This is a genomic window from Pseudomonas sp. Pf153 (assembly GCF_001269775.1).
GTDB lineage: Bacteria > Pseudomonadota > Gammaproteobacteria > Pseudomonadales > Pseudomonadaceae > Aquipseudomonas > Aquipseudomonas uvaldensis.
On the sequence record NZ_LHVL01000026.1, the window covers coordinates 85,593 to 112,109 of the forward strand.

The window sequence follows — 26,517 nt, forward strand, 5'->3', positions numbered from 1 at the left end:
AAGCCTCCCCCCAACCGGGCACACCCCTTGCAAAAGCCCCGTTCAGCGTCCGCATCTGCCCACCAAGAACACTCATAAAGTCACGGAGATCGCACAATGAAACGTCGTAGCTTGATCAAGGCTTTCACACTCTCGGCCAGTATTGCCGCGATGGGCATGGCCTGGACCGTCCAGGCCGCCGAAACCATCAAGGTCGGTATCCTGCATTCGTTGTCTGGGACCATGGCGATTTCCGAGACGTCTCTCAAGGACATGGCGCTGATGACCATCGACGAGATCAACGCCAACGGCGGTGTGAACGGCAAGAAACTGGAAGCGGTGGTCGTGGACCCGGCGTCGAACTGGCCGCTGTTCGCCGAGAAGGGCCGGCAGTTGCTGACCCAGGACAAGGTTGCCGTGGTGTTTGGTTGCTGGACCTCGGTATCGCGTAAATCCGTGTTGCCGGTGTTCGAAGAACTCAACGGCCTGCTGTTCTACCCGGTGCAATACGAAGGCGAAGAGATGTCGCCGAACGTGTTCTACACCGGCGCAGCACCGAACCAACAGGCGATTCCGGCGGTGGAATATCTGATGAGCGAAGAAGGCGGCAGTGCCAAGCGCTACTTCCTGCTGGGCACCGATTACGTTTATCCACGTACCACCAACAAGATCCTGCGTGCGTTCCTGCACTCCAAAGGCGTGGCGGACAAGGACATCGAAGAGGTCTACACCCCGTTCGGTCACAGCGATTACCAGACCATCGTCGCCAACATCAAGAAATTCTCGGCCGGCGGCAAGACGGCGGTGATTTCCACGGTCAACGGCGACTCCAACGTGCCGTTCTACAAGGAGCTGGCGAACCAGGGCCTGAAAGCCACCGACGTTCCGGTGGTGGCGTTCTCCGTGGGCGAAGAAGAACTGCGCGGTATCGACACCAAGCCGTTGATCGGCAACCTGGCGGCGTGGAACTACTTCGAGTCGGTGGATAACCCGGCGAACAAGAAATTCGTCGAGGCATGGAAAGCCTACGCCAAGGCCAAGAACCTGCCCGGCGCCGACAAGGCCGTCACCAACGACCCGATGGAAGCCACCTACGTCGGTATCCACATGTGGGCGCAAGCGGTGGAAAAAGCCAAGTCCACCGACGTCGACAAGGTGCGCGAAGCCCTGGCCGGCCAGACCTTCGCCGCACCGTCGGGCTACACCCTGACCATGGACAAGACCAACCACCACCTGCACAAGCCGGTGATGATCGGCGAGATCCAGGCCGACGGTCAGTTCAACGTGGTCTGGCAGACCGAAGGCCCGATCCGCGCCCAGCCGTGGAGCCCCTTCATCGCCGGCAACGACAAGAAGCCTGACTATGCGGTGAAGAGCAACTGAGCCCATGGGTGTCGGCCCCAATCCCCGGGCCGACACACAATCCTTGTGGGGGCGGGCTTGCTCGCGAATGCGGACTCATGTTCAACATTTGAGTCGCCTGACACACCGCATCGCGAGCAAGCCCACTTCCCACAAAAAAGCCCTGCGCAAGGCCTGACATATGCCCACTGCCCTGTACCGCATCATCCTCGCCCTGGTGCTGCTATTACCCGCGGTCGCCTATGCCGGCGACGCCGAGGATTTCGTCGCCGCCAACCCGACCCAGCAGGCCAGACTACTGGAAACCTGGGCGGCGCAGCCCGAGCCTGAGCGCGTCGAGCTGGTCAATGCCTTGCAACAAGGCCAGTTGACCGTCGACGGCCAACCCAAGACCCTGCGCCTGAACAACCGCTTGCGAGGGCTGATCGAAACCGCCCTGGCCAGCCATCAATTGCTGGCTGCCGATGCCCGTGTACGCCTGGGCGCCGCGCAGCAGTTGCAGAAAAGCGCCCGTCCGGCACAGCTGGCTTTCCTCGACCGGCAACTGGCCGGTGAACAGGACGAAGATGTGCACGCCGCCCTGAGCCTGGCCCTGGCGAATCTGCAACTGGTGGATACCAACCCGAGCGTGCGCCTGAACGCCGTCCGGCTGCTGGGTGAAACCGGCGACCCGCTGGCTCGTACCCGCCTCGAAGGCCTGCTCGAACCCGGCGTCGAAACCGATGCCGGCGTGCGCACCGCCGCCGAAACCAGCCTCAGCCAGGTCAAGCGCAAGCTCCTGGTGGGCGAACTGCTGGGTCAAGCCTTCAGTGGCATGTCCCTGGGTTCGATCCTGCTGTTGGCGGCGTTGGGCCTGGCGATCACCTTCGGCTTGCTGGGGGTGATCAACATGGCTCACGGCGAGATGCTGATGCTCGGCGCCTACTGCGCTTATGTCGTGCAGATGCTGTTCCAGCGCTTCGCCCCGAACGTCATCGAGTTTTACCCGCTGATCGCCCTGCCGGTGGCGTTTTTCATCACCGCCGCCATTGGCATGGCTCTGGAGCGCACGGTGATTCGTCACCTCTATGGGCGTCCGCTGGAAACCCTGCTCGCCACCTGGGGCATCAGTCTGATGCTGATCCAATTGGTGCGTCTGGTGTTCGGTGCGCAGAACGTCGAAGTCGCCAACCCGGCCTGGTTGTCGGGCGGGATCCAGGTGTTGCCAAACCTGGTGCTGCCGTACAACCGCATCGTCATCATCGCCTTCGCGCTGTTCGTCGTAGGGCTGACCTGGCTGTTGCTGAACAAGACCCGCCTGGGCCTGAACGTCCGCGCCGTGACCCAGAACCGCAACATGGCCGCCTGCTGCGGCGTGCCCACCGGTCGCGTGGACATGCTCGCCTTCGGCCTCGGCTCGGGCATCGCCGGGCTCGGCGGCGTGGCCCTGAGTCAGATCGGCAACGTCGGCCCGGACCTGGGCCAGAGCTACATCATCGACTCGTTCCTGGTAGTGGTCCTGGGGGGCGTCGGTCAGTTGGCCGGTAGCGTGTCCGCCGCGTTCGGCCTGGGCATCGCCAATAAAATCCTCGAACCTCAGATCGGCGCGGTGCTGGGCAAGATCCTGATCTTGGCGCTGATCATTCTGTTCATCCAGAAGCGTCCGCAAGGCCTCTTCGCCCTCAAAGGACGGGTAATCGACTGATGAACCAGCCCCTGATGCTCACCGCCGCGCAAAAAGCCGGCCCCAAAGTCACCGTCGTCGTCGGTGCGCTGATCCTGGTCTTGCTGCTGAGCCTGCCGCTGCTGTCGCTGCTGCCGCCAGACAGCGTCCTGCATGTCTCGGCCTACACGCTGACGCTGGTGGGCAAGATTCTCTGCTACGCCATCGTCGCCCTGGCGCTGGACCTGGTCTGGGGCTATGCCGGTCTGCTTTCCCTGGGGCATGGCCTGTTCTTCGCCCTCGGCGGCTACGCCATGGGCATGTACCTGATGCGCCAGGCCGCGGGCGACGGATTGCCGGCATTCATGACCTTTCTGTCATGGACCGAGTTGCCCTGGTACTGGACCGGCACCGACAGCTTCCTCTGGGCCCTGGGCCTGGTGGTGCTGGCCCCCGGTTTGCTGGCGCTGGTGTTCGGCTTCTTCGCCTTTCGTTCACGGATCAAGGGCGTGTATTTCTCGATCATGACCCAGGCCCTGACCTTCGCCGGGATGCTGCTGTTTTTCCGCAACGAAACCGGCTTCGGCGGCAACAACGGCTTCACCAACTTCCGCACGATCCTGGGCTTCGGTATCACCGAGCCAGGTACTCGCGCCGTGCTGTTCCTGCTGACCGTGCTGTTGTTGGCGGCCAGCCTGTTCATCGGCTGGCGCCTGGCCCGCAGCAAGTTCGGCCGAGTGCTGACCGCCCTGCGCGACGCGGAAAACCGCCTGATGTTCTGCGGCTACGATCCGCGAGGGTTCAAGCTGTTCGTCTGGGTGTTGAGCGCTGTGTTGTGTGGCCTGGCTGGCGCGCTGTATGTGCCGCAAGTAGGCATCATCAACCCCAGTGAGATGTCGCCGACCAACTCCATCGAAGCCGCCGTGTGGGTGGCCCTTGGCGGTCGCGGCACCTTGATCGGCCCGCTGCTGGGCGCCGGGGTGGTGAACGGCATGAAGAGCTGGTTCACCGTGGCGTTTCCTGAATACTGGCTGTTTTTCCTCGGTGCGCTGTTCATCGTCGTAACGCTGTACCTGCCCAGGGGCGTAATCGGATTGCTGAAGAAAAGGGGCGAATCATGAGGATCACACCCACGGCTCAGTTCATGCTCGAACCGGCTTTCTATCCGCCGGAACCCAACAAGGACGCCGGCAGCAGCCGCGACGCCATCGGCCTTGGTCAGGCTGCCGGCGAAGGCCTGAACACCCGCCACGGCACCATCCTGACCCTGGAAGACATCAGCGTCAGCTTCGATGGCTTCAAGGCCCTGAACAATCTGAACCTGTACATTGGCGTCGGCGAACTGCGCTGCATCATCGGCCCCAACGGCGCGGGCAAGACCACGCTGATGGACGTGATCACCGGCAAGACCCGACCCAGTCACGGCAAGGCCTGGTTCGGCGAAACCCTGGACCTGACCGCCATGAGCGAAGTGCAGATCGCCCAGGCCGGCATCGGTCGCAAGTTCCAGAAACCCACGGTATTCGAAGCCCTGAGCGTGTTCGAGAATCTGGAGTTGGCGCTGAAAACCGACAAGTCGGTGTGGGCCAGCCTGCGGGCGAAACTGACGGGCGAGCAACACGACCGCATCAATGAAGTGCTGGAAACCATCCGCCTCACCCCATCGGCCAATCGAACCGCCGGGTTGTTGTCCCACGGGCAGAAGCAATTCCTGGAGATCGGCATGCTGCTGGTCCAGGACCCGCAACTGTTGCTGCTCGACGAACCCGTGGCGGGCATGACCGACGCCGAGACCGACTTCACCGCCGAGCTGTTCAAGTCCCTGGCGGGCAAGCATTCGCTGATGGTGGTGGAACACGACATGGGTTTTGTCGGCGCGATTGCCGATCACGTTACCGTGCTACACCAGGGCAGCGTGCTGGCCGAGGGGTCACTGGCGCAGGTGCAGGCCGATGAGCGAGTGATCGAGGTGTACCTCGGTCGCTGATCGCTCCCACAGGAGTTTGAGGAGAATCTGGAAGATGCTGCAAGTCGACAAGCTGCACCAATACTACGGCGGCAGCCACATCCTGCGGGGCCTGTCGTTCGACGCGAAGATCGGTGAAGTCACTTGCCTGCTGGGGCGCAATGGCGTGGGCAAGACCACCCTGCTCAAGTGCCTGATGGGCCTGTTGCCGGCCAGGGAAGGTGCGGTGAGCTGGGAGGGCAAGCCGATCACCACCTTCAAACCCCACCAGCGGGTTCACGCCGGCATCGCCTACGTGCCCCAGGGCCGGGAGATTTTCGGCCGGCTGACGGTGGAAGAAAACCTGCTGATGGGCCTGTCGCGCTTCCCCGGCTCCGAGGCCAAAGAAGTGCCGGCGTTCATCTACGAGCTGTTCCCGGTGCTGCTGCAAATGAAACAGCGTCGTGGCGGTGACCTGTCCGGCGGCCAGCAACAGCAACTGGCGATTGGCCGGGCGCTGGCGAGCCGGCCACGGTTGCTGATCCTCGACGAACCCACCGAAGGCATCCAGCCGTCGGTGATCAAGGAAATCGGTGCCGTCATCAAAAAACTGGCAGCCCGGGGCGACATGGCGATTTTGCTGGTGGAGCAGTTCTACGATTTCGCCGCCGAGCTGGCCGATCAATACCTGGTGATGTCCCGGGGCGAGATCGTGCAGCAGGGACGTGGCGAAAATATGGAAGCCGAGGGTGTGCGCGGACTGGTTACGATCTAGTCTTGAGCGTCCCGATAATCATCAGAAATCATGAATCTACCTTTATCTTCGCCGCCCCTGTTTACGCCGAGCTGGCACGCCGAGCTGGAACTTGGCTACGCCCGGTTCGGCGATTGCACGCGCCCGGTACAACGCCGCCACCAAGGTCCGTTGCGGGTGCAGAAGCATTTGTACGCCGAAGGCCCCGAGGTTTGCCAGCACATCATTGTCCATCCACCGGGCGGGATCGCCGGCGGTGACCGCCTGGATATTTCCGCCAACGTAGGCCCTGGCGCCTGGGCGCAGTTGACCAGTCCCGGCGCTGCCAAGTGGTACCGCGCCGCCGGCCCTGCCTATCAGCAATTGACCTTGAACGTAGCTCCCGGCGCGACCCTGGAATGGCTGCCCCAGGAAACCATCGTGTTCAGCGCGGCCCAGGCCGAACTCAGCACCAGCATCGACCTGCACGGTGATGGGCGCTTGTTCTACTGGGACATGGTTGCCTTGGGTCGCCCCGCCAGCGGCGAGCGCTTTGATCGTGGGCACTTCCAATCGCGGCTGGACATTCGCCGCGACGGACAGTTGCTCTGGCACGAACGCCAGCGCATTGTCGGCGGCGACGGCCTGCTCGACTCGCCTATCGGGCTGGGCGGTGATCCAGTGTTCGCCACATTGTTGGCAACCGGCGAGATCGACAACGAATTGCTGGAACGGTGTCGTAGCCTGGGCCATGCCGTACGCGGCGACTTGACTCAGTTGCCAGGGCTGGTGGTAGCTCGGTGCCTGGCGAGCGAGGCGTTGCTGGCGCGGGGATGGCTGATTGAACTGTGGCGGCATCTGCGCCCGGCCTTACTCGGTAGGGAGGCGTTGCCCCCAAGAATCTGGAGCACATGAATCCCTTGTGGGAGCGGGCTTGCTCGCGAATGCGGACTCACGTTCACTATTTAATTCGATTGACACATCGTCTTCGCGGGCAAGCCCGCTCCCACAAGAAACCGTACATAGCCCGAAATGTTTATCTGCCTTTGATGGATTGCACATGGACCTGACCCCACGCGAAAAAGACAAGTTGTTGATCTTCACCGCCGGCCTCGTGGCCGAACGACGGCTGGCCCGTGGCCTGAAGCTCAATTACCCGGAGGCCATGGCCTTCATTTCCGCAGCCTTGCTCGAAGGCGCCCGCGACGGCCAGACCGTGGCCGAGCTGATGCATTACGGCACGACACTGCTGACCCGTGAGCAAGTGATGGAAGGCATCCCGGAGATGATTCCGGAGATCCAGGTCGAAGCGACGTTTCCCGACGGCACCAAACTGGTCACCGTCCACCAGCCCATTGCCTGAGGCCACGCCATGACTTACTTCGTCCGTGACGCCCGCCTCGCCGATCTGCCGGCCATCCGCGACATCTACAACGACGCGGTGCTCAATACCACCGCCATCTGGAACGAACAGGCGGTGGACCTGGGGAATCGCCAGGCCTGGTTCGACGCCCGACAATCCCAGGGCTATCCGGTGCTGGTGGTGGTCGATACCGATGAAAACACACTCGGCTACGCTTCATTCGGCGACTGGCGCCCCTTCGATGGCTTTCGCCACACCGTCGAACACTCCGTGTACGTGCGCAGCGACCAACGAGGCAATGGCCTCGGACCCTTGTTGATGGCGACGCTGATCGAGCGCGCCAGGGCTTGCGGCAAGCATGTCATGGTGGCCGCCATCGAAAGTGGCAACACGGCCTCGATTCGCCTGCACGAGCGGACCGGTTTCGTCACCACCGGGCAGATGCCCCAGGTGGGCACCAAGTTCGGTCGCTGGCTCGACCTGACCTTCATGCAGTTGATGCTCAACCCAGGGGCGCCCGCGCCTGCCGTCGACAAGGAGTGAACCCCGATGAACGCCGCCCAGTTGCGCCGAGTCCACGCTGAAAGCTTTGCGCATTATCGCCAGGGCCTGATCGATCTGTTGCTCGACGCCGTGGGCAACGGCGCCAGCGTCGGCTTCATGGCTAACCTGGATGCGACCCAGGCCCGCGCCCATTTCGATGAGGTACAGGCCGGCCTCAACCAGGGCAGCCTGTTGCTGTGGGTGGTGGTCAAGGATGAGCAAGTGCAGGCCAGCGTCCAACTGGCCCTGTGCCAGAAACCCAATGGCCTCAACCGCGCCGAAGTGCAGAAGCTGCTGGTGCGCGGCGATGCCCGACGCCGTGGCCTGGGCCAGCAACTGCTGAGCGCCCTGGAACTCGGCGCGCGCCAGCACAAGCGCGGCCTGCTGTACCTCGACACCCAGGCCGGCTCCGACGCCGAGGCGTTCTACCGCGCCATGGGCTACACCCGCGTCGGTGAACTGCCCGACTACTGCCAAAGCCCGGACGGGACGTACACCCCGACCGCTATCTATTACAAGCTCTTGGGGCAACCACAATGATTCCAGGCCAATACCAGGTCCAGCCCGGCGACATCGAACTGAACGCTGGCCGCCGCACCCTGACACTGACCGTTGCCAACAGCGGCGACCGGCCGATCCAGGTCGGCTCGCACTATCACTTTTTCGAAACCAACGACGCCCTCACCTTCGAGCGCGCCGCCAGCCGCGGCATGCGCCTGAACATCCCGGCTGGCACAGCCGTGCGCTTCGAACCGGGCCAGAGCCGGGAAGTCGAGCTGGTCGAACTGGCCGGGTTGCGGCGGGTGTTCGGGTTTGCCGGGCGGGTGATGGGTGACCTTTAACCTGTAGGAGCAAGGCCTGTGGGAGCAAGGCTTGCCCGCGATGAAGCTGGCGCGGTTCGACCTGGGGCAATGATGCTGCCATCGCGATACAAGAGACGCCCTCTCTTGTCAGGCCGCGTCATCGTTCATCGCCAGCAAGCTGTGCTCCCACAGATTTAGCTTCACAAATTGACATTGAATTCCAAGGCAAGCACATGAAGATCTCAAGACAAGCCTACGCCGATATGTTCGGCCCCACCGTCGGTGACAAGGTCCGTCTGGCCGACACCGAGCTGTGGATCGAAGTGGAAAAGGACTTCACCACCTATGGCGAAGAAGTGAAGTTCGGCGGCGGCAAGGTGATTCGCGATGGCATGGGCCAGGGGCAGTTGCTCGCCGCCGAAGTCGTCGACACCCTGATCACCAACGCACTGATCATCGACCATTGGGGCATCGTCAAGGCTGATGTCGGCCTCAAGGACGGGCGCATCGCGGCCATCGGCAAGGCCGGCAACCCGGACATCCAGCCCCACGTGACCATCGCCATCGGCGCCAGCACCGAAGTGATCGCCGGCGAAGGCATGATCCTCACCGCCGGCGGTATCGACACCCACATCCATTTCATCTGCCCCCAGCAGATCGAAGAAGCTCTGATGAGCGGCGTCACTACCATGATCGGCGGCGGCACCGGCCCGGCCACCGGGACCAATGCAACCACCTGTACCTCGGGTCCCTGGCACCTGGCGCGCATGCTCCAGGCTGCCGATGCTTTCCCGATGAACATCGGCCTCACTGGCAAGGGCAATGCCAGCCTGCCAGAGCCGTTGATCGAGCAGGTCAAGGCCGGCGCCATTGGCCTGAAGTTACACGAAGACTGGGGCACCACCCCGGCGGCCATCGATAACTGCCTGAGCGTCGCCGACCAGTACGATGTGCAAGTGGCGATCCATACCGACACCCTCAACGAATCCGGCTTCGTGGAAACCACCCTGGGGGCATTCAAGGGCCGCACCATCCATACCTACCACACCGAAGGCGCCGGCGGCGGTCACGCGCCGGATATCATCAAGGCCTGCGGCTTCGCCAACGTGCTGCCCAGCTCCACCAACCCGACCCGCCCGTTCACCCGCAACACCATCGACGAGCACCTGGACATGTTGATGGTCTGCCACCACCTGGATCCCAGCATTGCCGAAGACGTGGCGTTCGCCGAAAGCCGCATCCGCCGCGAAACCATCGCCGCCGAGGACATCCTCCACGATCTCGGGGCGTTTTCGATGATCAGCTCCGACAGCCAGGCCATGGGCCGGGTCGGCGAAGTCATCACCCGCACCTGGCAGACCGCCGACAAAATGAAAAGACAGCGCGGCGCCCTGCCCGGTGACGGCGAAGGCAACGACAATTTCCGCATCAAACGCTACATCGCCAAGTACACCATCAACCCGGCGATCACCCACGGCATCAGCCATGAAGTGGGCTCCATCGAAGTGGGCAAGTGGGCCGACCTGGTGCTGTGGCGCCCGGCGTTTTTTGGCGTCAAGCCGACCCTGATCCTCAAGGGTGGCGCGATTGCCGCCAGCCTGATGGGCGACGCCAACGCCTCGATTCCGACGCCGCAGCCGGTGCACTACCGACCGATGTTCGCCAGCTTCGGCGGTTCACGCCACGCCACCAGTCTGACGTTCATCAGCCAGGCCGCCGCCGAAGCGGGGCTGCCGGAACAACTGGGTTTGAAAAAGAAAATCGCCGTGGCCAAAGGCTGCCGCGACGTACAGAAGACCGATCTGATCCATAACGACTACCTGCCGACCATCGACGTCGACCCGCAGACCTATCAGGTCAAGGCCGACGGCGTGCTGCTATGGTGTGAACCGGCCGATGTGCTGCCGATGGCGCAGCGGTATTTTCTGTTCTGACTGACGTGCAGCCCTGCTGGGAAGGCCTTGTGGGTGCGATACCTGTGGGAGCAAGGCCTGTGGGAGCATGGCTTGCCCGCGATGGGCTCAACTCCGTTTTCAAGCCTTGAGGCGCCGGTATCGCGAGCAAGCTTTGCTCCCACGGGTATCCCGCAGCTGCTTTGCTCCTGATTCAGCCCACCAACCGCCCCAACCGCTGCTTGAGCATGCGGTTCTCGGTACGCAGCTGCTGCACCTCTTCCAACAGATCCAGCGCCAGGGCGACGCCTTCCCATTCAAGGTCCAGGTCCTGCCGCAGCTTGGCCGCACGCCGCGCCAGGACCAGTTCGTAGTCGGTGAAACGCCATTCCGCCGGGGCATTGCCGTGGGGCTCGAGGATGCCGTGCTCGACGATCTCGATCACATGGACATCCGCCAGCGCGGCGGCCTCGCAGAATTCCGTCAGGTTCAGTTCAACGATCGGGTTGTTCATGGTCTGCTTCTCCCAATGCCTTGACTGTCGAGTCTAGCCTTCAAACAATCAGAAATTCGCCCGCGGATCGAACGCGGCTTTTTTCGCCAGCTCCGCCCACAATGCCTTGACCGAATCGTCATTGGTCTTGGGCATCACAGCCTTGAGCTGCACGAACAGGTAGCCCCGCTCGCCCGCCTTGTTGCGCAAGCCGTGGCCCTTGGCGCGCATGCGCTGGCCGTTCTGGCTGCCGGCCGGCACCTTGAGGTTGATCTTGCCGGTGAGGGTCGGGACGGCCACTTCGGTGCCCAGGGCCAACTCCCAGGGCGCCAGCGGCAACGTGATGATCAGATCCTGGCCTTCGACGTCGAACTTGGGGTGTGGTGCGAAGCGAATGGTCAGGTACAGGTCGCCATTGGCGCCGCCACCGACACCCGGCGCGCCCTGGCCCTTGAGGCGGATGCGTTCGCCGTCAGTCACCCCCAGGGGGATCTTCACGTTCAGACTTTTACTGGTATTGCTGACGTGCTGCCCCGCCGCATTGTGCTGGGGCACGTGGTAGCTGACCTTCTTCGACTCGTTGGACAGGGTCTCTTCCAGGAAAATCGGTAATTCCAGTTCCACGTCCTGCCCCCGACGGCCGGCGTTGCGACCTGATTGTCCGCCACCGAAACCCGACCCGCGGTTGCCGAAGATCGAACTGAAAAAATCCGAAAAATCCCCGCCGTCCTGGCCTCCGAAACCGCCACGGCTTTGCCAGCCCGGCGGTCCCTGGAACGGCTGGCCGTGCTGGCCGTAGCGGCGCAGGTCGTCGTATTCGGCACGCTTGTCGGCGCTTTTCAGCGCTTCATAGGCTTCGGAAACGTCCTTGAACTTGGTCTCGGCGTCCTTTTCCTTGCTGACATCCGGGTGGTATTTGCGCGCCAGTTTGCGATAGGCGGCCTTGATCGTGCTGTCGTCAGCCGTCGGCTCCACACCCAGAATCTTGTAATAGTCTTTGAAGTCCATCTAAGCATCACCATCCGTTATCGATGTCGCACCGCCACGCACAGCATGCCCGGATGACCGGACACCGGGTTTGACCGATCTCAAGGTTGTGACCGGACGGCGCATCAGAAGTTTATCGGCAGCCGGCGGCGGTTCTTGCATCCGCCCTGTGGCCCGCCAGGTTGATGCCTGCAAGTGTGGGGGCAAAACCGTGGCTTTCAAGGTCGCGGCCCATGAATTAGCGGACAACCGGCCTTCGAATCCTGGCGGTACTGGCATACACTGCGCGGCCGTTTTTTCGACCGGAACCTGAAAGACATGAAAAACGCATCCCCGGCCCGTGCCTGCGGCATCGACTTCGGCACGTCCAACTCCACCGTCGGCTGGCTGCGCCCCGGCGTGGAAACGCTGATTGCGCTGGAGGACGACAAGATCACCCTGCCTTCGGTGGTTTTTTTCAATCAGGAGGAACGCCGTCCGGTTTACGGCCGCCTGGCCCTGCACGAATACCTGGAAGGTTACGAAGGCCGGCTGATGCGTTCGCTCAAGAGCCTGCTGGGCTCCAAGCTGATCAAGCACGACACCAGCGTGCTGGGCACGGCGATGCCGTTCAAGGATCTGCTGGGGCTGTTCATCGGCCAATTGAAAAAGCGCGCCGAAGCCACTGCCGGTCGCGCGTTCGATGAAGTCGTGCTGGGGCGTCCGGTGTTCTTTGTCGACGACGACGAGTTGGCCGACCAGGAAGCGCAAAACACCCTGGCAGACGTTGCCCGCGCCATCGGTTTCAAGGAAGTCTCGTTCCAGTACGAACCCATCGCGGCAGCGTTCGACTATGAATCGACCATCGACAAAGAAGAGCTGGTGCTGATCGTCGACATCGGCGGCGGTACGTCGGACTTCTCGCTGGTGCGCCTGTCGCCCGAGCGTCGTACTCGCGACAACCGTCACGATGACATCCTGGCCACCGGCGGCGTGCATATTGGCGGGACCGATTTCGACAAGCAGTTGTCCCTGGCCGGTCTGATGCCGTTGTTCGGCTATGGCAGCCGCATGAAAAGCGGCGCTTACATGCCCACCAGCCACCACATGAACCTGGCGACCTGGCACACCATCAACGCGGTGTATTCGCAGAAGTCCACCCTGGCCCTGGGCAGCATGCGCTATGACATCGAGGATACCGGCGGCATCGACCGGTTGTTCAAGCTGATCGAGCAGCGCGCCGGACACTGGCTGGCGATGGAAGTGGAAGAAACCAAGATTCAGCTGACCCACGCCGACCAGCGACACGTATCACTGGATCGGATCGAACCGGGCCTGAGCGTGGACCTGAGCCGGGCCTTGTTCGAGACGGCCATCGAAGGCCTGCTGGAGCGGGTACGCGAGAGCGCCACGCAAATGTTGAGCGATGCCAACGTCGGTATCGATCAGGTCGACACCGTATTCTTCACCGGTGGTTCCAGCGGCATCCCGGCGCTGCGCAACAGCGTCGCGGCGATGCTGCCCCGGGCGCGGCATGTGGAAGGCAATATTTTCGGCAGCATCGGCAGCGGGCTGGCCATCGAGGCGATGAAGCGGTACGGGACCGAGGCCTGATCCGAGTTCAGCGGTGCCGCTATCGCGAGCAGGCTCGCTCCCACATTGAACCGCATTCCATCTGAAGGAACCTGGTCAACTGTGGGAGGCGATGAAGCGGTACGGGACCGAGGCCTGATCCGAGTTCAGCGGTGCCGCTATCGCGAGCAGGCTCGCTCCCACATTGAACCGCATTCCATCTGAAGGAACCTGGTCAACTGTGGGAGCGAGCCTGCTCGCGATAGCGCCGGATCTGACAACACATCCCTTGGATCAGACCATCTCGATCTGCTTCAACTCACTCTTGAGGTACGCATAGTAGATCGGTCCCGCCACTACTCCCGGCAGGCCGAACGCCGCCTCGAACACCAGCATCGCCATAAGCAGTTCCCAGGATTTGGCGCTGATCTGCCCGCCAACGATGCGTGCGTTGAGGAAGTACTCGACCTTGTGGATCACGATCAGGTAACCCAGCGCCGCCACCGCGACCCAGATCGACAGCGACAGGCCAACGATGGTGATCAGGGTGTTGGACATCAGGTTGCCGATGACCGGAAGCAGCCCCAGCAGGAACGTCATCACGATCAGCGTCTTGGTCAGCGGCAGCTTGATCCCGAACAGCGGCAGCACCACCGCCAGGAAAATCCCGGTGAAGAACGTATTGAGCAGGGAAATCTTGATCTGGGCGAAGACGATGTTGCGAAACGCCTTGACCAGCAGGTTCAGGCGATCGAACAGCGCGGCCGCCAGGGGCTTGCGCTTGGTCAGGTCGGGAACACGCTGCAAGGCGACGATGGCGCCCAGCACCATGCCGATAAGCAACGTCACGAACATGTGGGCTGCGTCCTTGCCCACCAGTTGCAGGTCGCTCAGGTGCTTGCTCATCCAGTCGCCAATCGCCACCCGGAACTCGGCGGCACTGGCCGGCAGGTAGGCGTCGATGAACGGCGGCAGTTGCCCCCGGGCGCGGTCGACCACCGCCATGAATTTGTCCAGGGATGCACCGGGATTTTCCGCTTCATGCAACAGGAAGCTGATCGCACCAGCAAAAATCAACGTCAGGACACTGACCACCAGCGTGCCCAGCAACGCCACCGCGAGCCAGCGGGCACGCCGGCCTTCGATCAACCGCTGCAGCTGCGGTGTGAGCATGTTGACCAGCTCGAACACCAGCAATCCCGCCAGCAAACTCGGTAACAGCCGCAACGGCAACACCAGCAGCAACCCACCAAAAATGATCACCCAACTGATCACCAACAACACATGACGCTGAGAAAACGTTGGCATACAGCCTCGGGATAAAACGGTGTGAAAGGATCGGCAGTCTGCCAGCCTTCAGCGGACAGCACTAGAGATTGTATCGGCCGATCCTTGGCGCGGTTCAGATGTTTTTACAGCGTCTGTGCGGTCCCGCGCGAGCGGGCTCGCACAGGGACCGGTTCACACCAATCCAATGTGGGAGCCTGCTCACGATGAGCCCCTTGCAGGCTCAAGCGCTACTTATTGTTCGGGCTGATGAACCGTCCCGCCATGCACTTCAGGCGGTTTGGTCCTGAGGCAAGTGCTCATGAACGCCTTGCGCTCATCGCCCTTGAGTGCTTTGGCGGTGGCGTCGACATTGCAGGTCTTCATGCGCTCCTGAGGTGTTCCCTGCACCTCTGGCGGCTTGGCCTTGAGGCAATTGCTCATGAACGCCTTGCGCTCGTCACCCTTGAGCGCCTTGGCGGTGGCGTCGGCGTTGCAGGTGGTCATCCTGGTTTGTTGCTCCGTTGCGGCGAAGCCCTGGGAACACAGCAACAAACCGATCGTCAGCAAAGGGACACGCGGAAGTTTCATGGGGCTTCTCCTGATTGTCGCCCGAAGGGTACGGCGATGTTTTGCAGTGTAGACAAAGCTTTTTACACCTTCCTTTAGATCGGTTCGTCCTGACTGCCTACACCCCCGCCGCCTTCAACCGCTCTGCATGCTCGACAAACAAGCGGATCGGCTCAGCCCCCTTGCCCACCAACCCCAGCGATTGGTTGACGATGTCGAAGTGGTCCATCGGGTAATCGTCGCCAATCACCGTCCCCAAATGCGAACTGAATCGCCCGACCATGCCATCGCACTGCCCCGCCTCGCGCACAAAGGTGCGGGCGAACAGCCGGCAGCTGCGATTCGTGCCGTCGAACAGGTTGCGCCCCTTGTCGGTCTTGCCAGGCTGAAGGGTCCCGGACCACGAGTAATAACGCACGCCATCGACCTCTTCCGGCCCCTGCCCGCCCCAAGTGTCGGGCAGCCCCTGTGGATAACGCTGGTTGAACAGCGCTACCCCGGCGGTGGTGAGGGATTCATGGGAGGCCCGGACATCGACCGGCAGCTTCGGCCCGCGATAACCGGTGTCCAACAGGCTCATCAGCGCATTGATCAAGCGCAGCAAGGCCCTGAGCAGCCGGCCGCTGGCACGCTCGGGTGGGTAATGGATCTGCAGGTAATCGGCCAGCTCCGAGCCATGATTGGGACCGGCCACCGAGGTGACCGACGCCACCAGGTCCGGACGCCGGGCCGCCGCGTACCGGGCCGTAAGGGCGCCCTGGCTATGACCGATCAGGTTGACTTTTTGCGCGCCGGTCTGACGCAGGATTTGCTCGATCTGCTCAAGCAACTGTTCGCCGCGCACCTCGGAAGAATGCAGCGGCGAAACCTTCACCGCCACCACCACGGCCCCCCGTTGGCGCAGTGCCGTGACGATCCCGTACCAGTACGGGTACAACACCAGGCGAATGAACCCGAGCATTCCCGGGACCAGCACCAGCGGGTAGCGAGTGGCGCACTGTTGCGGCATAGAGCGGACATCCTTGTGATGGGGTGAGCCAGCATCGGCGTCGATGATGACCAGTCTATGACACCCGCCTCACTTCAGCCCGCTCACCCCCGCAACGATCAGCCCCACCGAGACGATTTTCACCAGCGTCAGGCTCTCTCCCAGCAACATGAACCCCAGGAACACCGTACCCAGCGAACCGATGGCAGTCCAGATCGGGTAGGCGACACTCACCGGCAGCTCGCGCATGGACAGGGTGAGGAACCCGATCCCACCCACCGCTGCCACCACAGTGATCAGCGACGGCCAGAATCGGGTGAAGCCTTCGGCGTACTTCATGCCCATGGCGAAGGCTACTTCGAACCCAGCGGCAACCAGCAGGAAGACCCAGGCCATCAGAAAGTCCGCGCCAGCGCCAGCAGGCGCTGCTCGGCCTCGGTGCAGGATTGAGCGAAGCTGCGCTCGGCCGCCTCTTCGCCTTCGGCGGCCACCACCGTCACATCAGTGATGCCGATAAAGCCCAGGACGGTGCGCAGCAACGTGTCGGCGTGGTTCATCGCCTCCAGTGGCCCTCCGGGACCGAAGCCGAAATCCCCACGGCTGGTCACGATCAAGGCTTTCTTGTCCCGTACCAGCGGTTCGTAATGCGACACGCCATTGTCCAGGCTGTGGTTGAACGTCAGACCGATCCGCACGATCTGGTCGATCCACGCTTTCACCCCGCTGGGCACGCTGAAGTTATGCATGGGGGCGGAGATCACCAGTCGGTCGTGGGCCTGCAATTCGGCGACAAGCGCGTCGCTCAGGGCCAGATCCGCCTGCATGCTCAATGGTCGGGCCTGGGGTTCGGGGTAGAACGCCGCCGCGATGAAAGCTTCGTTGACGGGGGGAATCAGCGTGCGTCCGACCTCGCGGCGGGTCACCTGGCAGTGTGGATGGGCGGTCTGCCACGCCGACACGAAGGTTTCGGCCAGACGCCGGGAATGGGAGCGTTCACCACGGGGACTGCCGTGTACCACAAGAACTTTACTCATCTGAATCTCCTTGTTTGAGACTACACTGGGACTGCTTGTGGCTTGCAGCTTGAAGCTCATCGCCACGCGCACTCAAATGAGGGTTAGTTCACCTGGATGAATTGAACTCATCTCAACGCTCACGCGGAGATTACCCATGTTCGCCAACTTGCCCCTCAACGCCCTGCGCAGCTTCGAATCGGCCGCGCGCCTGCTCAGCTTCAAGGCTGCGGCGGAGGAGCTGTCGGTGACGCCCACGGCCATTTCCCACCAGATCCGTTCCCTGGAAACCTGGCTCGGCGTGCAACTGTTCGAACGCCTGCCGCGACAGGTGCGGCTGACCGATGGCGGACAGCGGCTGTTTCACAGTCTGCATGGCGCACTGCTGGAGGTGGCGCAAAGCGTCGAAACCTTGCGCCCGCAACGCAGCAACACTCACCTGACGCTCTCCACCACCGCGGCGTTTGCCGCCCTCTGGCTGGTGCCGCGCCTGGGCCGGTTCTATGCGCGTCATCCGAACATCAATGTGCGCCTGGACACCCATTGCGAAGTGATCGACCTGCATCAGGACGCCAGCGTCGACCTGGTGGTGCGCTATAGCCTCGATGACTACCCGAACCTGTACGGTCTGTGCCTGTTCGACGAAAGCTTCGGCGTGTATGGCGCCCCCGCGCAGGTGGCATTGACGGCCCGACAAATCCCGACACTGATCAGCGTGCGCTGGCACAATTCCAAGCTGTACGCCCACGGCTGGGATGCCTGGTGCGCCCAGGCCGGGGAAACCTGGCTCACCCGACAGCCCTGCATGCGTGAATACGACGAGGAACACTATGCCCTGCAAGCGGCGATTGCCGGGCAGGGCCTGGTACTGGCCAGCAACATCCTGGTGTCCGAAAGCGTCGCCAGCGGCTTGCTGGTGGGTTATCGCCCCGATGTCCAAGTCGATGGTGCCGGCTACAGCGCGTTATGCGTGCCAGGCCGAGAACGCCATCCGCCCGTACGGGCGTTTTTTCAATGGCTGGAGGAAGAGGCCCGCCTGTCCGGCGCACAACCCTCCAGGGCCATGCGGGCATTTTCATAAAACTTTTTGTCTCGCTCGTGACTCCCACGTCAAGAGATCGCGCCACAGAGCGCGACATTCCCACCGGATCAGCCACCAGGAGAACGAGATGAGCGACATGCACCTATCCGATGTGACAACCCTGCGCGAACGGGCACGGCAGAATGTCCAGAACGGCGCGGTGACCGAGGGCTACAACGCCGATCGACAGGAAGTCGTGCGCCTGCTCAACGAGGCACTGGCCACCGAGCTGGTGTGCGTACTGCGCTACAAGCGCCACTACTTCATGGCCACCGGCCTGAAAGCCAGCATGGCGGCCAGCGAATTCCTCGAACACGCCAACCAGGAAGCCGAACACGCCGACAAACTGGCCGAACGCATCGTGCAACTGGGCGGCGAGCCGGAGTTCAACCCCGACCTGTTGACCCGGTACTCCCATGCCCAGTACGTGGCGGGCAACACCCTCAAGGAAATGGTCTACGAAGACCTGGTGGCCGAGCGGATCGCCATCGACAGCTATCGGGAAATTATTCAGTACATCGGTGAAAAGGATCCCACCACCCGGCGCATCTTCGAAGACATCCTCGCCCAGGAAGAAGAGCACGCCGATGATATGGCCGATATCCTGGCCGATCTCTGAGCTCAGTGCGGGTCCTTTTGCGAACAAGCCCGCTTCCACATGTATCCGCGTTCCAATGTGGGAGCGGGCTTGCTCGCGAAGAGGTCATCCGTATCACCACAATCCCAGGGTCAACGCGTCGGCTTCACCGTCACCGGTGCCTTGCCGGCCTTCATCTGCTCCAGCAACGGTGCGCACTGGTTCGGTTCGCCTCCGCTTGGCGCAACCAATGCCAGCAGCCCTGCCGCCGGCGCCGCAATGACACCCAGCGCGACCATCCCGGCGCCGCGCAGCATCAGCGGCACGGCCTTGACGCCGGCGGAAGGCTTGGCGAATTTGCCCCGGACATACAACGGTGAGCGCAGGGAAATCAGCCGCCAGCCCTTGGACTCCGGCGTGATGGTCAGGTCCAGTTGCTCGGTGGCCATGTTCGCCGTGCCGTCGATGTAGATGATCGCGTTTTCCGTGTCGAACACGAACAGGCGAGTCGTCGCCAGACCGGTCTTGATGTCGAAGTCCGCCGCGGCGCAATTGATCTTCACTTCCTTGTCGCCGAAGATTTTTCCTATTACGTAATTGCCGACGTTCAACCCCGCCAGCTCCATCAGCTCCCGGCTGATCGCACCGTCGTTGATGAGCATCTTCAACGTGCCATTGGAAGTGCCCAGCAGCGCCGCCACCGAATTGCCGCGCCCGGCGATATCGGCATCGCCGTTCAGTTCGCCAAAGCTGGTTTTCATCGGCTCGAAACCGGGGAACAGTTGCTTGAGCTTGAAGCCCCTGGCCGTCAGCTTTGCCCGTCCCTCAAGAGGCTGGGTGTGGCCGTTGAGACGGATCTGCGCATCAAGCCGGCCGCCCGCCACGCCGAACCGCAACGGTTCGAGGCTCAATTGACCGTCGTTGAGCACCAAGTGCGTGTAAAGATCAGTGAATGGCAACTGCGCGCTATGGACGATGCGCTTACCGGTAAACTCCACGTCGGCATCCATCGCGCTCCAGCGCTCGGTGCGAAACTCTTCGACGGGCAAGACCTTGTCTGATGGTTGTTTGCTGGCACCGCCACGGGCCTTTTGCTCACTGTTGGAATCGGCGCCGATCAGGGGCGCCAGATCGCTGAACAGCAACTGGTCGGACACCAACGTGCCACTGAGTTTCGGTCGGGGGTCGCTGGCGACATACGCCAGGTCACCATGGATATCGCTGTCGCCGATCCTGCCGTTGAACGCTTGATAGCGAAACAGCGCACCGCCGGGTTCGTGGAGCTTGGCGATCAGGTGCCCGTCGGTGGAATAAGGTGGCGAGTCCGGCAGGGTCACGCCGGTCAACGGGTACAAGTGGGCCAGGCTGTTGCCGGCCAGCTTCAGGCGCAAATCCAGAGCGCCGAGGTTCATCGGATCGGTCAGGGTGCCGGCCAGTTCGACGCGGGTGTCGGCGATCTTCGCCTGGGCCTGCAGGGGGAAGGGCCGCGATGCATCCTGCAGGGCCAGCAGGCCGCCGACCTTGCCGGAGCCGGTAAGCCCCTGGCCGTGATACTGCCCGTCCACCTTGAAGGCGAACGCATAATCCTGCGGAGTCGCACCTTGGTCCCGGGCTTTTTTGGCGGTCTTGTCACCGACGATATCGCTGAAGGGAATCGGCTTGCCCAGCGGATCGATCAGCAGGTCGAGCCGGGTTTTCAAGGTCTGGTCATCCAGCGTGACATGGCCCTTGTCGAAGCCAATGGCGCCAATGTCAACGACCCAGTTGGAGGGCTCGGCCTCCGGATCCTTGGGATCGAACTGGAACGTCCAGTTGGCGCGCCCGTCGGCCAGGCGTTGCAGATTGGCGTCGGGGCCGGTCAGGTCGATACGGGGAATCGATACTCGACGCGCCAGTAAGGCCAGGGGCGAGATACGCAGCTCAACGCGTTTGAGGGTGACCATCTGCGGCGTTTTCGACCAGTCGGGGTTACCCAGGCTCAAGTCCTCGGCCACCACATGGGGCCACGGCACCCACGCTCGCCAGCCTTCTTCTTGCGACTCGCGCTGCCAGATCACCGCCAGGTTGCCGTTGATGGCGAAGGGACGATGCAGCTCCTCGGAAACCTTGGCGTTGAGGGGCGGCTTAATCCGGTTCCAATCGAAGAACGCGATGATCAGTACCAGTACCGCCAACAGAGCGAGAAGACTGGCAAAGGTCCAGGCGAGGATTTTTGAAGTGCGCGTCATGCACAAGGCTCCTGACAAATCAGCGCCCGAACCGCGACGCTTGGAAAATCGAACCTGTAGTCGGCTCGTTAATGATGAGACTGGCGAAACGGCCGACAGGTTTAGCACCCTGGGTGAAAATCCTGACCGAACCGCCAACAGCTGTTACCGCTCCCGCACATTTATGCGGCACCAGTGAGTACAAAATACCCACCGCAGTGCAAAACCGCACCTCCGAAAGGCCCGTTCTAGAGCCTCCCCCTGGAACAATCAATTCCGTTGATTATTACCATTGCGTTTATGAACTTTTATATCGACTTATCGAGAGTAGCATTGCCTTCGTACCCACTTTTCAGCCCTCCCGAGGAGCAACGATCATGAAACGCCAATTACTGATGAGTCTGTCCCTTTCACTGCTGGCCTCCACTGCTTTCGCCCTGCCAGCTTCCGAACAAGCCACACCACAGGTCAAGGATAGCCACTCGGTCTACAGCCAGACTGTTGCCGCGGACGGCTCCGACCGTACCACCCAGCGCGAAAAACTCGCTGAAGGTGGTTCCGACCGGACCAAACTGGGTGAGTCGCTGGCCGAAGGTGGCTCCGACCGCACCAAACTGGGTGAGACCCTCGCCGAAGGCAGTCGTGGTCGTGATCGCCTGGAAGAAAAAGGCCTGGTAGAAGGCGGCTACGAGCACACCCCACAAGGTCAACTGCTTGCCTCAGACGGCGGTGACCGCGTGATCCAACGCAACGGCACAGCGAGCTGAGCCCATGGTGGCCGGAAAAAAAGCCCGATTCCAGCAATCGGGCTTTTGACTTTCTGCAGCGCACGTTTTCCCGCTCCCCCTTCTACCGTTCGACGTCGGCAAAGCCGATTTGCTAGAGTGCGTCGCTCATGAGAATCAGAAGCCAGCCTTGCGATGCTGCCTCGCGCCGAACAGAAACAACAGACCCGAAACGCCCTGATGGATGCGGCCCGTCATTTGATGGAGTGCGGCCGTGGATTCGGCAGCCTGAGCCTGCGGGAAGTCGCCAGGACGGCGGGCATCGTGCCTACCGGGTTCTACCGGCATTTCGACGACATGGACCAACTGGGCCTGGCGCTGGTCAGCGAAGTGGGCCAGACCTTCCGTGAAACCATCCGGTTGGTACGTCATAACGAGTTTGTCATGGGCGGCATCATCGATGCGTCGGTGCGGATCTTCCTTGACGTGGTACAAGCCAACCGGTCCCAGTTCCTGTTCCTTGCCCGCGAGCAGTACGGCGGTTCCCTACCCGTGCGCCACGCCATTGCAAAATTGCGCGAAGGCATCAGTTCGGACCTGGCCGCCGACCTGGCGTTGATGCCCAAGTTGCAGCACCTGAACCCGGCCGGGTTGAGCGTGATCGCCGACCTCATCGTCAAGAGCGTATTCGCCACCCTGCCCGACATCATCGACCCACCCGACGAAGCCTTGCCCGATCACCTCACGCCCCAGGCGAAGATCACGCAGCAATTGCGGTTCATCTTCATCGGCCTCAAGCATTGGCAAGGGTTGGGAAGCATCGAGTAATCCGGATGCCCCTTGGGAGCAAGCCTGCTCGCTCCCACAGGCTCGTAACGCGCCACAAAACAGTGCACAAGGCTCGTCGAGCGCACCAGTTCGGAACGAAATATAACCCCCGCTGAAACCAGCGCCTTGGGTATCTCTCGGCTATTTCCTACGCCCCCTTCGGTTGGCAAGCCCCTTGCTCTAAACACAGCACTGTTCATTGCTGGAAGCTCTCCGATGCTGGTGATTCATCGCAGAATCGACACTCAAGCCCGCTGGGACGCGGAGCTGCACCTGACGTTCGATGCCCGCAGCAAAAGCCGCCTGCGCTGTTTCAGTGCCGAGGGGGAGGATGTCGGGTTGTTCCTGGAGCGAGGGCAGCCACCGTTGCATGACGGCGAATGCCTGCAGGCCGAGGATGGACGCATCGTGCGGGTCTGCGCCCGCCCCGAACAGTTGCTGCACGTGACCTGCGCCAACGCCTTCGAGCTGACTCGCGCGGCCTATCATCTGGGCAACCGCCACGTCGCCTTGCAAGTGGGCGACGGCTGGCTGCGCCTGCTGGACGATTACGTGCTCAAGGCGATGCTCGAACAATTGGGCGCCAGTGCCGAAGCCATCGAAGCGCCGTTCCAGCCGGAACACGGCGCCTATGGAGGCGGCCATCACCACTCGCGGCACGGCGATGAAGACTTCAACTACGCACCACGCTTGCATCAGTTCGGCGTGCGCCCATGAATCCCGCCTGGGCGCTGCTGCGTCTGGCCAGCCCGCAACTGCCGATAGGCGGTTACAGCTATTCCCAAGGATTGGAGATGGCGGTGGATAACGGCCAGATCACGTCACCCGACGAGGCACGCCGATGGATCGGCGATCAACTGCTGCTGAACCTGGCTCGCTTCGAGGCGCCCTTGTTGCTCGCCCATTGCACCGCCGCTGCGGCGGCTGATTGGGCGGCCCTGGCGCAGCACTGCGACGCCCATCGCGCCAGCCGGGAAACCCGCGAGCTCTATCAGGAGAGCCGGCAGATGGGCTATTCGCTGCAGCAACTGCTCAGCGGCCTGCCGGAGCTCGACGCCGCCGCACGGCATTTTCTCGAGCAACGCACCGAACCGCACCTGGCCCTGGGCTGGGCCTTGGCCGCAAGGGCCTGGCGGATCAGCCCCCACGACGCCCTCGCCGCCTGGCTGTGGAGCTGGCTGGAAAACCAATTGGCGGTGCTGATGAAAACCCTGCCCCTGGGCCAGCAAGCCGCCCAGCGCCTGACCAGCGAACTGCTGCCACTGCTGCAACAGGCCCAGCACAACGCTTCGAACATCGACCCCGAGCATTACGGCAGCGCCGCGTTTGGCCTGTCCCTGGCTTGCATGGCCCACGAGCGCCAGTACAGCCGCCTGTTCCGTTCCTAGGAGACCCACATGAATACACAACCTTTGCGCGTCGGTATCGGCGGTCCGGTCGGCTCCGGTAAAACCGCCCTGACCCTGGCCCTGTGCCTGGCCTTGCGTGAGCGCTACAACCTGGCGGTGGTCACCAACGACATCTACACCCGCGAAGACGCCGACTTTCTGGTGCGCAATGAAGCCCTGGCGCCGGAGCGGATCATCGGCGTGGAGACCGGTGGCTGTCCGCACACTGCCATTCGCGAGGATGCCTCGATCAACCTGGAAGCGGTGGACCAGTTGAACCGGCGTTTCCCGGGGCTGGACCTGATCCTGGTGGAATCGGGCGGCGACAACCTGTCGGCGACCTTCAGCCCTGAGCTGTCGGACCTGACTCTCTACGTGATCGACGTATCGGCGGGTGACAAGCTGCCGCGCAAGGGTGGACCGGGCATCTGTAAATCCGACCTGCTGGTGATCAACAAAATCGATCTGGCGCCCCTGGTAGGCGCCTCCCTGGAAATGATGGACAGCGACACCAGGCGGATGCGCAACGGCAAGCCATTCGTATTCAGCAACCAGAAAACCGGCCAGGGCCTGGATGACATCATCGCCTTCATCGAGCGTCAGGGCCTGCTGACCGCGGCCTGATTTTCATATCCGTTTTTCAATGATCGACAAGGAAGCATTTCCATGACATTCAAACGCCTCTTCGGCGCCCTCGCCTTGCTGCTGGCCCCGGCCATGGCCTTCGCCCATCCCGGTCATGGCGACAATGGCCTGATGGCCGGCCTCGGTCACCCCATCGGGGGCCTGGATCACCTGCTCGCCATGCTGGCCGTCGGCCTGTGGGCTGCGCAACAAAAGGGGGCGGCGCGCTGGGCGCTGCCGTGTACGTTCGTCGGGACCCTGCTAATCGGCGGCCTGCTGGGTTTCGAAGGCCTGGATCTGCCAGCACTGGAAAGCGGGATTGCCGCTTCGGTGCTGGCCTTGGGCCTGGCAGTGGCCTTGGCTGTGCGCCCACCGTTGAGCCTGGCAATCGTGGCCACGGCGCTATTTGCGTTGTTCCACGGTGTGGCCCATGGCCTGGAACTGCCGGAAATGTCGAACCCCTGGGCTTATGCGGCAGGTTTCGTCGCGGCCACGGCGGCACTGCATGGCGCTGGTTTCGCCGTGGTTCGCGTGTTGCCACGGGCAGCGGCTCCGCTGGTACGACTGGCCGGGGCGGCCTCGGCGGCGACCGGGGTCTGGTTGCTGGCGGGTTGAATTTACCGTTTGCCCGAGCCTCATCGCGAGCAGGCTCGCTCCAACATTTGATGGGCGTATACCGTCCCTGTGGGAGCGAGCCTGCTCGCGATGACGGACTTGAGGGCGCCATCTCTCTGAAGCCGGTCACTCTGCTACCATGTCGCGCAACCGCCCCTCCGTCGTGACGATGTCGACCCATGCCTGATGCCTCCCGCCCTGTGCCCTCACCCGAATTGACCCGCCTGTTCGCCGCGGTGCACCAGCACTTTCATGAGGTGATCGTACCGATGTGGCAAGGGCCCGGCTGGAACGCCGAGCTGGCATTGCCCTATGAATCGCTGGACGCAGGGCATTCGCCCTTGCCGCCCCAGCGTTATCGGGCGATGGCCTGCGCACGGCAGTTGTATGTGTTCGCCAGCCTGATCGGCGAAGTACCCCGGGCCGAAGAGCGGGCTGCGGCGCTGTTCCGCTCGCTGCAACGGCATTTCCATGATGCCGAGCATGGCGGCTGGTTCTACAGCATCGACCCACAGGGCGCGCCGCTGGACTCGGGCAAGGATCTCTATACCCACGCCTTTATCCTGTTCGCCTGTGCCCATTATTGGTCCAAGGTTCACGACCCCCTGGTGGAGTCGGTGCTCAATGCCGCCCTGCAAGTGGTCGAGCAGCGCTTTGCCAGCCCGGACGGTCTCTACGAAGCCAGTCTTGGCCGCGACTGGTCATCAATCGGTTCGGGCCCCTTGCAGAACCCATTGATGCACCTGGCCGAAGCATTTCTTGCGGTCCTTGCGATTCGCGAAGACGCCAGCGTCCGGCAAGCATTGCTGGCGTTGTGTGATGGCATGTTCAAGCGTTTCACCGACCCGCAGCAGCGCGTCATGATGGAAAAGCCCCTCGGGGCTGTGGATAACTGGTACGAGCCGGGGCACCAGTTCGAGTGGTATTACCTGCTGGCCTCGTCGCCCTTGCTGAGCGGCGGCACATTGCACACAGCGCTGGAACACAGCTTCGAACAAACCGAGCAACAAGGCGTGGACCCGCAATCCGGTGCGGTGTGCGCGATGCTCGCCCCCCACCCGCAAGCTGCCCCACGCGACGCCACCCAGCGCATCTGGGCCCAGGCCGAATACCTTCGGGCATTGACGCTGCGGCCGGAGAGCCAGCCATCGCTACAGCGTCAGCTACGAGCCTTGCAGCAACATTTCCTGCATCCGCGAGGCTGGCATGAATGCCTGGACGGCGCTGGCCTCGTCAGCCGCCAGGACATGCCATCGACCACGCCCTATCACTTGATGACCTGTTATCGCGGATTGGCCGACTACCTGACTGACCGGTAGATCGCTACCGCTGCAAGCCTTGC

The 26,517-nt window shown here is 62.4% G+C and carries 29 protein-coding genes; 21 read left to right on the top strand and 8 right to left on the bottom strand.

From position 1 onward, the window contains the following. Positions 1-96 precede the first annotated feature (96 nt). The 11 genes from urtA (at position 97) to ureC (ending at position 10,304) form a co-directional block, all read left to right on the top strand. Complete coding sequence (gene urtA, locus AD666_RS19640) at positions 97-1,362, top strand: urea ABC transporter substrate-binding protein (RefSeq protein WP_053155536.1); 1,266 nt, start codon at positions 97-99, stop codon at positions 1,360-1,362. A 160-nt stretch (positions 1,363-1,522) separates the two neighbouring features. Continuing rightward, complete coding sequence (urtB, locus tag AD666_RS19645) at positions 1,523-3,025, top strand: urea ABC transporter permease subunit UrtB (RefSeq protein WP_053155538.1); 1,503 nt, start codon at positions 1,523-1,525, stop codon at positions 3,023-3,025. Continuing rightward, on the top strand, positions 3,025-4,104 hold the full coding sequence (urtC, locus tag AD666_RS19650; protein WP_053155540.1) for an urea ABC transporter permease subunit UrtC: 1,080 nt from the start codon (positions 3,025-3,027) through the stop codon (positions 4,102-4,104). Before urtB ends, urtC begins: the two co-directional genes overlap by 1 nt. Next, positions 4,101-4,970: an urea ABC transporter ATP-binding protein UrtD gene (gene urtD / locus AD666_RS19655; protein ID WP_053155542.1), complete on the top strand. Its 870-nt coding sequence runs from the start codon at positions 4,101-4,103 to the stop codon at positions 4,968-4,970. The genes urtC and urtD overlap by 4 nt, the downstream gene beginning before the upstream one ends. 34 nt (positions 4,971-5,004) lie before the next feature. After that, positions 5,005-5,703: an urea ABC transporter ATP-binding subunit UrtE gene (gene urtE / locus AD666_RS19660; RefSeq protein WP_053155544.1), complete on the top strand. Its 699-nt coding sequence runs from the start codon at positions 5,005-5,007 to the stop codon at positions 5,701-5,703. A 30-nt stretch (positions 5,704-5,733) separates the two neighbouring features. Continuing rightward, positions 5,734-6,576 carry an urease accessory protein UreD gene (locus AD666_RS19665; RefSeq protein ID WP_053155547.1) on the top strand — a complete coding sequence of 281 codons (843 nt, stop codon included), beginning with the start codon at positions 5,734-5,736 and terminating at the stop codon, positions 6,574-6,576. Between the two features lie 145 nt (positions 6,577-6,721). Beyond that, positions 6,722-7,024, top strand: coding sequence for an urease subunit gamma (locus AD666_RS19670; protein ID WP_053155549.1), 303 nt, complete (start codon positions 6,722-6,724; stop codon positions 7,022-7,024). A 9-nt stretch (positions 7,025-7,033) separates the two neighbouring features. Next, on the top strand, positions 7,034-7,567 hold the full coding sequence (locus AD666_RS19675; protein WP_053155551.1) for a GNAT family N-acetyltransferase: 534 nt from the start codon (positions 7,034-7,036) through the stop codon (positions 7,565-7,567). 6 nt (positions 7,568-7,573) lie between these two features. Then, a complete protein-coding gene (locus tag AD666_RS19680) occupies positions 7,574-8,107 on the top strand; it encodes an N-acetyltransferase (RefSeq protein ID WP_053155553.1) in 534 nt (177 codons plus the stop codon). Then, on the top strand, positions 8,104-8,409 hold the full coding sequence (locus tag AD666_RS19685) for an urease subunit beta (RefSeq protein ID WP_053155556.1): 306 nt from the start codon (positions 8,104-8,106) through the stop codon (positions 8,407-8,409). Before AD666_RS19680 ends, AD666_RS19685 begins: the two co-directional genes overlap by 4 nt. Positions 8,410-8,603: 194 nt before the next feature. After that, a complete protein-coding gene (ureC, locus tag AD666_RS19690; RefSeq protein WP_053155558.1) occupies positions 8,604-10,304 on the top strand; it encodes an urease subunit alpha in 1,701 nt (566 codons plus the stop codon). A gap of 172 nt (positions 10,305-10,476) precedes the next feature. Here the strand turns inward: ureC and AD666_RS19695 are convergent, their stop codons facing one another. Beyond that, positions 10,477-10,776 (bottom strand): chaperone modulator CbpM, encoded by a 300-nt coding sequence (locus AD666_RS19695; protein WP_053155560.1) that lies wholly within the window; start codon positions 10,774-10,776, stop codon positions 10,477-10,479. A 48-nt stretch (positions 10,777-10,824) separates the two neighbouring features. Then, on the bottom strand, positions 10,825-11,763 hold the full coding sequence (locus AD666_RS19700) for a DnaJ C-terminal domain-containing protein (protein WP_053155562.1): 939 nt from the start codon (positions 11,761-11,763) through the stop codon (positions 10,825-10,827). 297 nt (positions 11,764-12,060) lie between these two features. On the opposite strand from AD666_RS19700, the gene AD666_RS19705 reads away from it, so the two are divergent. After that, the gene (locus AD666_RS19705; protein WP_053155564.1) at positions 12,061-13,335 is read left to right on the top strand and encodes an Hsp70 family protein; all 1,275 of its coding nucleotides are present in this window, start codon (positions 12,061-12,063) and stop codon (positions 13,333-13,335) included. Positions 13,336-13,587: 252 nt separating this feature from the next. Here the strand turns inward: AD666_RS19705 and AD666_RS19710 are convergent, their stop codons facing one another. The 5 genes from AD666_RS19710 to AD666_RS19730 form a co-directional block, all read right to left on the bottom strand. After that, positions 13,588-14,601: an AI-2E family transporter gene (locus tag AD666_RS19710; RefSeq protein WP_053155566.1), complete on the bottom strand. Its 1,014-nt coding sequence runs from the start codon at positions 14,599-14,601 to the stop codon at positions 13,588-13,590. 213 nt (positions 14,602-14,814) lie between these two features. Beyond that, positions 14,815-15,150 (bottom strand): PsiF family protein, encoded by a 336-nt coding sequence (locus tag AD666_RS19715; protein WP_053155568.1) that lies wholly within the window; start codon positions 15,148-15,150, stop codon positions 14,815-14,817. Positions 15,151-15,247: 97 nt separating this feature from the next. Continuing rightward, complete coding sequence (locus AD666_RS19720) at positions 15,248-16,138, bottom strand: triacylglycerol lipase (protein WP_053155570.1); 891 nt, start codon at positions 16,136-16,138, stop codon at positions 15,248-15,250. Between the two features lie 69 nt (positions 16,139-16,207). Continuing rightward, positions 16,208-16,513 carry a multidrug efflux SMR transporter gene (locus AD666_RS19725; RefSeq protein ID WP_053155571.1) on the bottom strand — a complete coding sequence of 102 codons (306 nt, stop codon included), beginning with the start codon at positions 16,511-16,513 and terminating at the stop codon, positions 16,208-16,210. Then, positions 16,513-17,151 carry an FMN-dependent NADH-azoreductase gene (locus AD666_RS19730; RefSeq protein ID WP_053155573.1) on the bottom strand — a complete coding sequence of 213 codons (639 nt, stop codon included), beginning with the start codon at positions 17,149-17,151 and terminating at the stop codon, positions 16,513-16,515. Before AD666_RS19730 ends, AD666_RS19725 begins: the two co-directional genes overlap by 1 nt. 136 nt (positions 17,152-17,287) lie before the next feature. Between AD666_RS19730 and AD666_RS19735 the strand changes: the two genes are divergently transcribed. Beyond that, the gene (locus AD666_RS19735) at positions 17,288-18,211 is read left to right on the top strand and encodes a LysR substrate-binding domain-containing protein (protein WP_053155575.1); all 924 of its coding nucleotides are present in this window, start codon (positions 17,288-17,290) and stop codon (positions 18,209-18,211) included. A gap of 88 nt (positions 18,212-18,299) precedes the next feature. Further along, the gene (locus AD666_RS19740) at positions 18,300-18,830 is read left to right on the top strand and encodes a bacterioferritin (RefSeq protein ID WP_053155577.1); all 531 of its coding nucleotides are present in this window, start codon (positions 18,300-18,302) and stop codon (positions 18,828-18,830) included. Between the two features lie 110 nt (positions 18,831-18,940). Here the strand turns inward: AD666_RS19740 and AD666_RS19745 are convergent, their stop codons facing one another. Continuing rightward, positions 18,941-21,016, bottom strand: a complete 2,076-nt coding sequence (locus AD666_RS19745; protein ID WP_053155578.1) for an AsmA family protein — start codon at positions 21,014-21,016, stop codon at positions 18,941-18,943. Positions 21,017-21,372: 356 nt separating this feature from the next. Here AD666_RS19745 and AD666_RS19750 point away from each other — a divergent pair, with 356 nt between their 5' ends. The 7 genes from AD666_RS19750 to AD666_RS19780 all read left to right on the top strand — a co-directional run bounded on the left by AD666_RS19750 (position 21,373) and on the right by AD666_RS19780 (position 26,494). Beyond that, positions 21,373-21,762, top strand: coding sequence for a hypothetical protein (locus AD666_RS19750; protein WP_053155580.1), 390 nt, complete (start codon positions 21,373-21,375; stop codon positions 21,760-21,762). A 153-nt stretch (positions 21,763-21,915) separates the two neighbouring features. After that, a complete protein-coding gene (locus tag AD666_RS19755) occupies positions 21,916-22,548 on the top strand; it encodes a TetR family transcriptional regulator (RefSeq protein ID WP_053155582.1) in 633 nt (210 codons plus the stop codon). A 216-nt stretch (positions 22,549-22,764) separates the two neighbouring features. Next, on the top strand, positions 22,765-23,265 hold the full coding sequence (gene ureE, locus AD666_RS19760) for an urease accessory protein UreE (protein ID WP_053155584.1): 501 nt from the start codon (positions 22,765-22,767) through the stop codon (positions 23,263-23,265). Continuing rightward, positions 23,262-23,936 carry an urease accessory protein UreF gene (locus AD666_RS19765; RefSeq protein WP_053155586.1) on the top strand — a complete coding sequence of 225 codons (675 nt, stop codon included), beginning with the start codon at positions 23,262-23,264 and terminating at the stop codon, positions 23,934-23,936. The genes ureE and AD666_RS19765 overlap by 4 nt, the downstream gene beginning before the upstream one ends. A 9-nt stretch (positions 23,937-23,945) precedes the next feature. Next, entirely contained in the window at positions 23,946-24,560 is a 615-nt protein-coding gene (gene ureG, locus AD666_RS19770; protein ID WP_053155587.1) for an urease accessory protein UreG, read from the top strand. 42 nt (positions 24,561-24,602) lie between these two features. Next, positions 24,603-25,175 carry a HupE/UreJ family protein gene (locus tag AD666_RS19775; RefSeq protein ID WP_053155589.1) on the top strand — a complete coding sequence of 191 codons (573 nt, stop codon included), beginning with the start codon at positions 24,603-24,605 and terminating at the stop codon, positions 25,173-25,175. Between the two features lie 179 nt (positions 25,176-25,354). After that, positions 25,355-26,494 carry an AGE family epimerase/isomerase gene (locus AD666_RS19780; RefSeq protein WP_053155591.1) on the top strand — a complete coding sequence of 380 codons (1,140 nt, stop codon included), beginning with the start codon at positions 25,355-25,357 and terminating at the stop codon, positions 26,492-26,494. Positions 26,495-26,517: the final 23 nt, after the last annotated feature.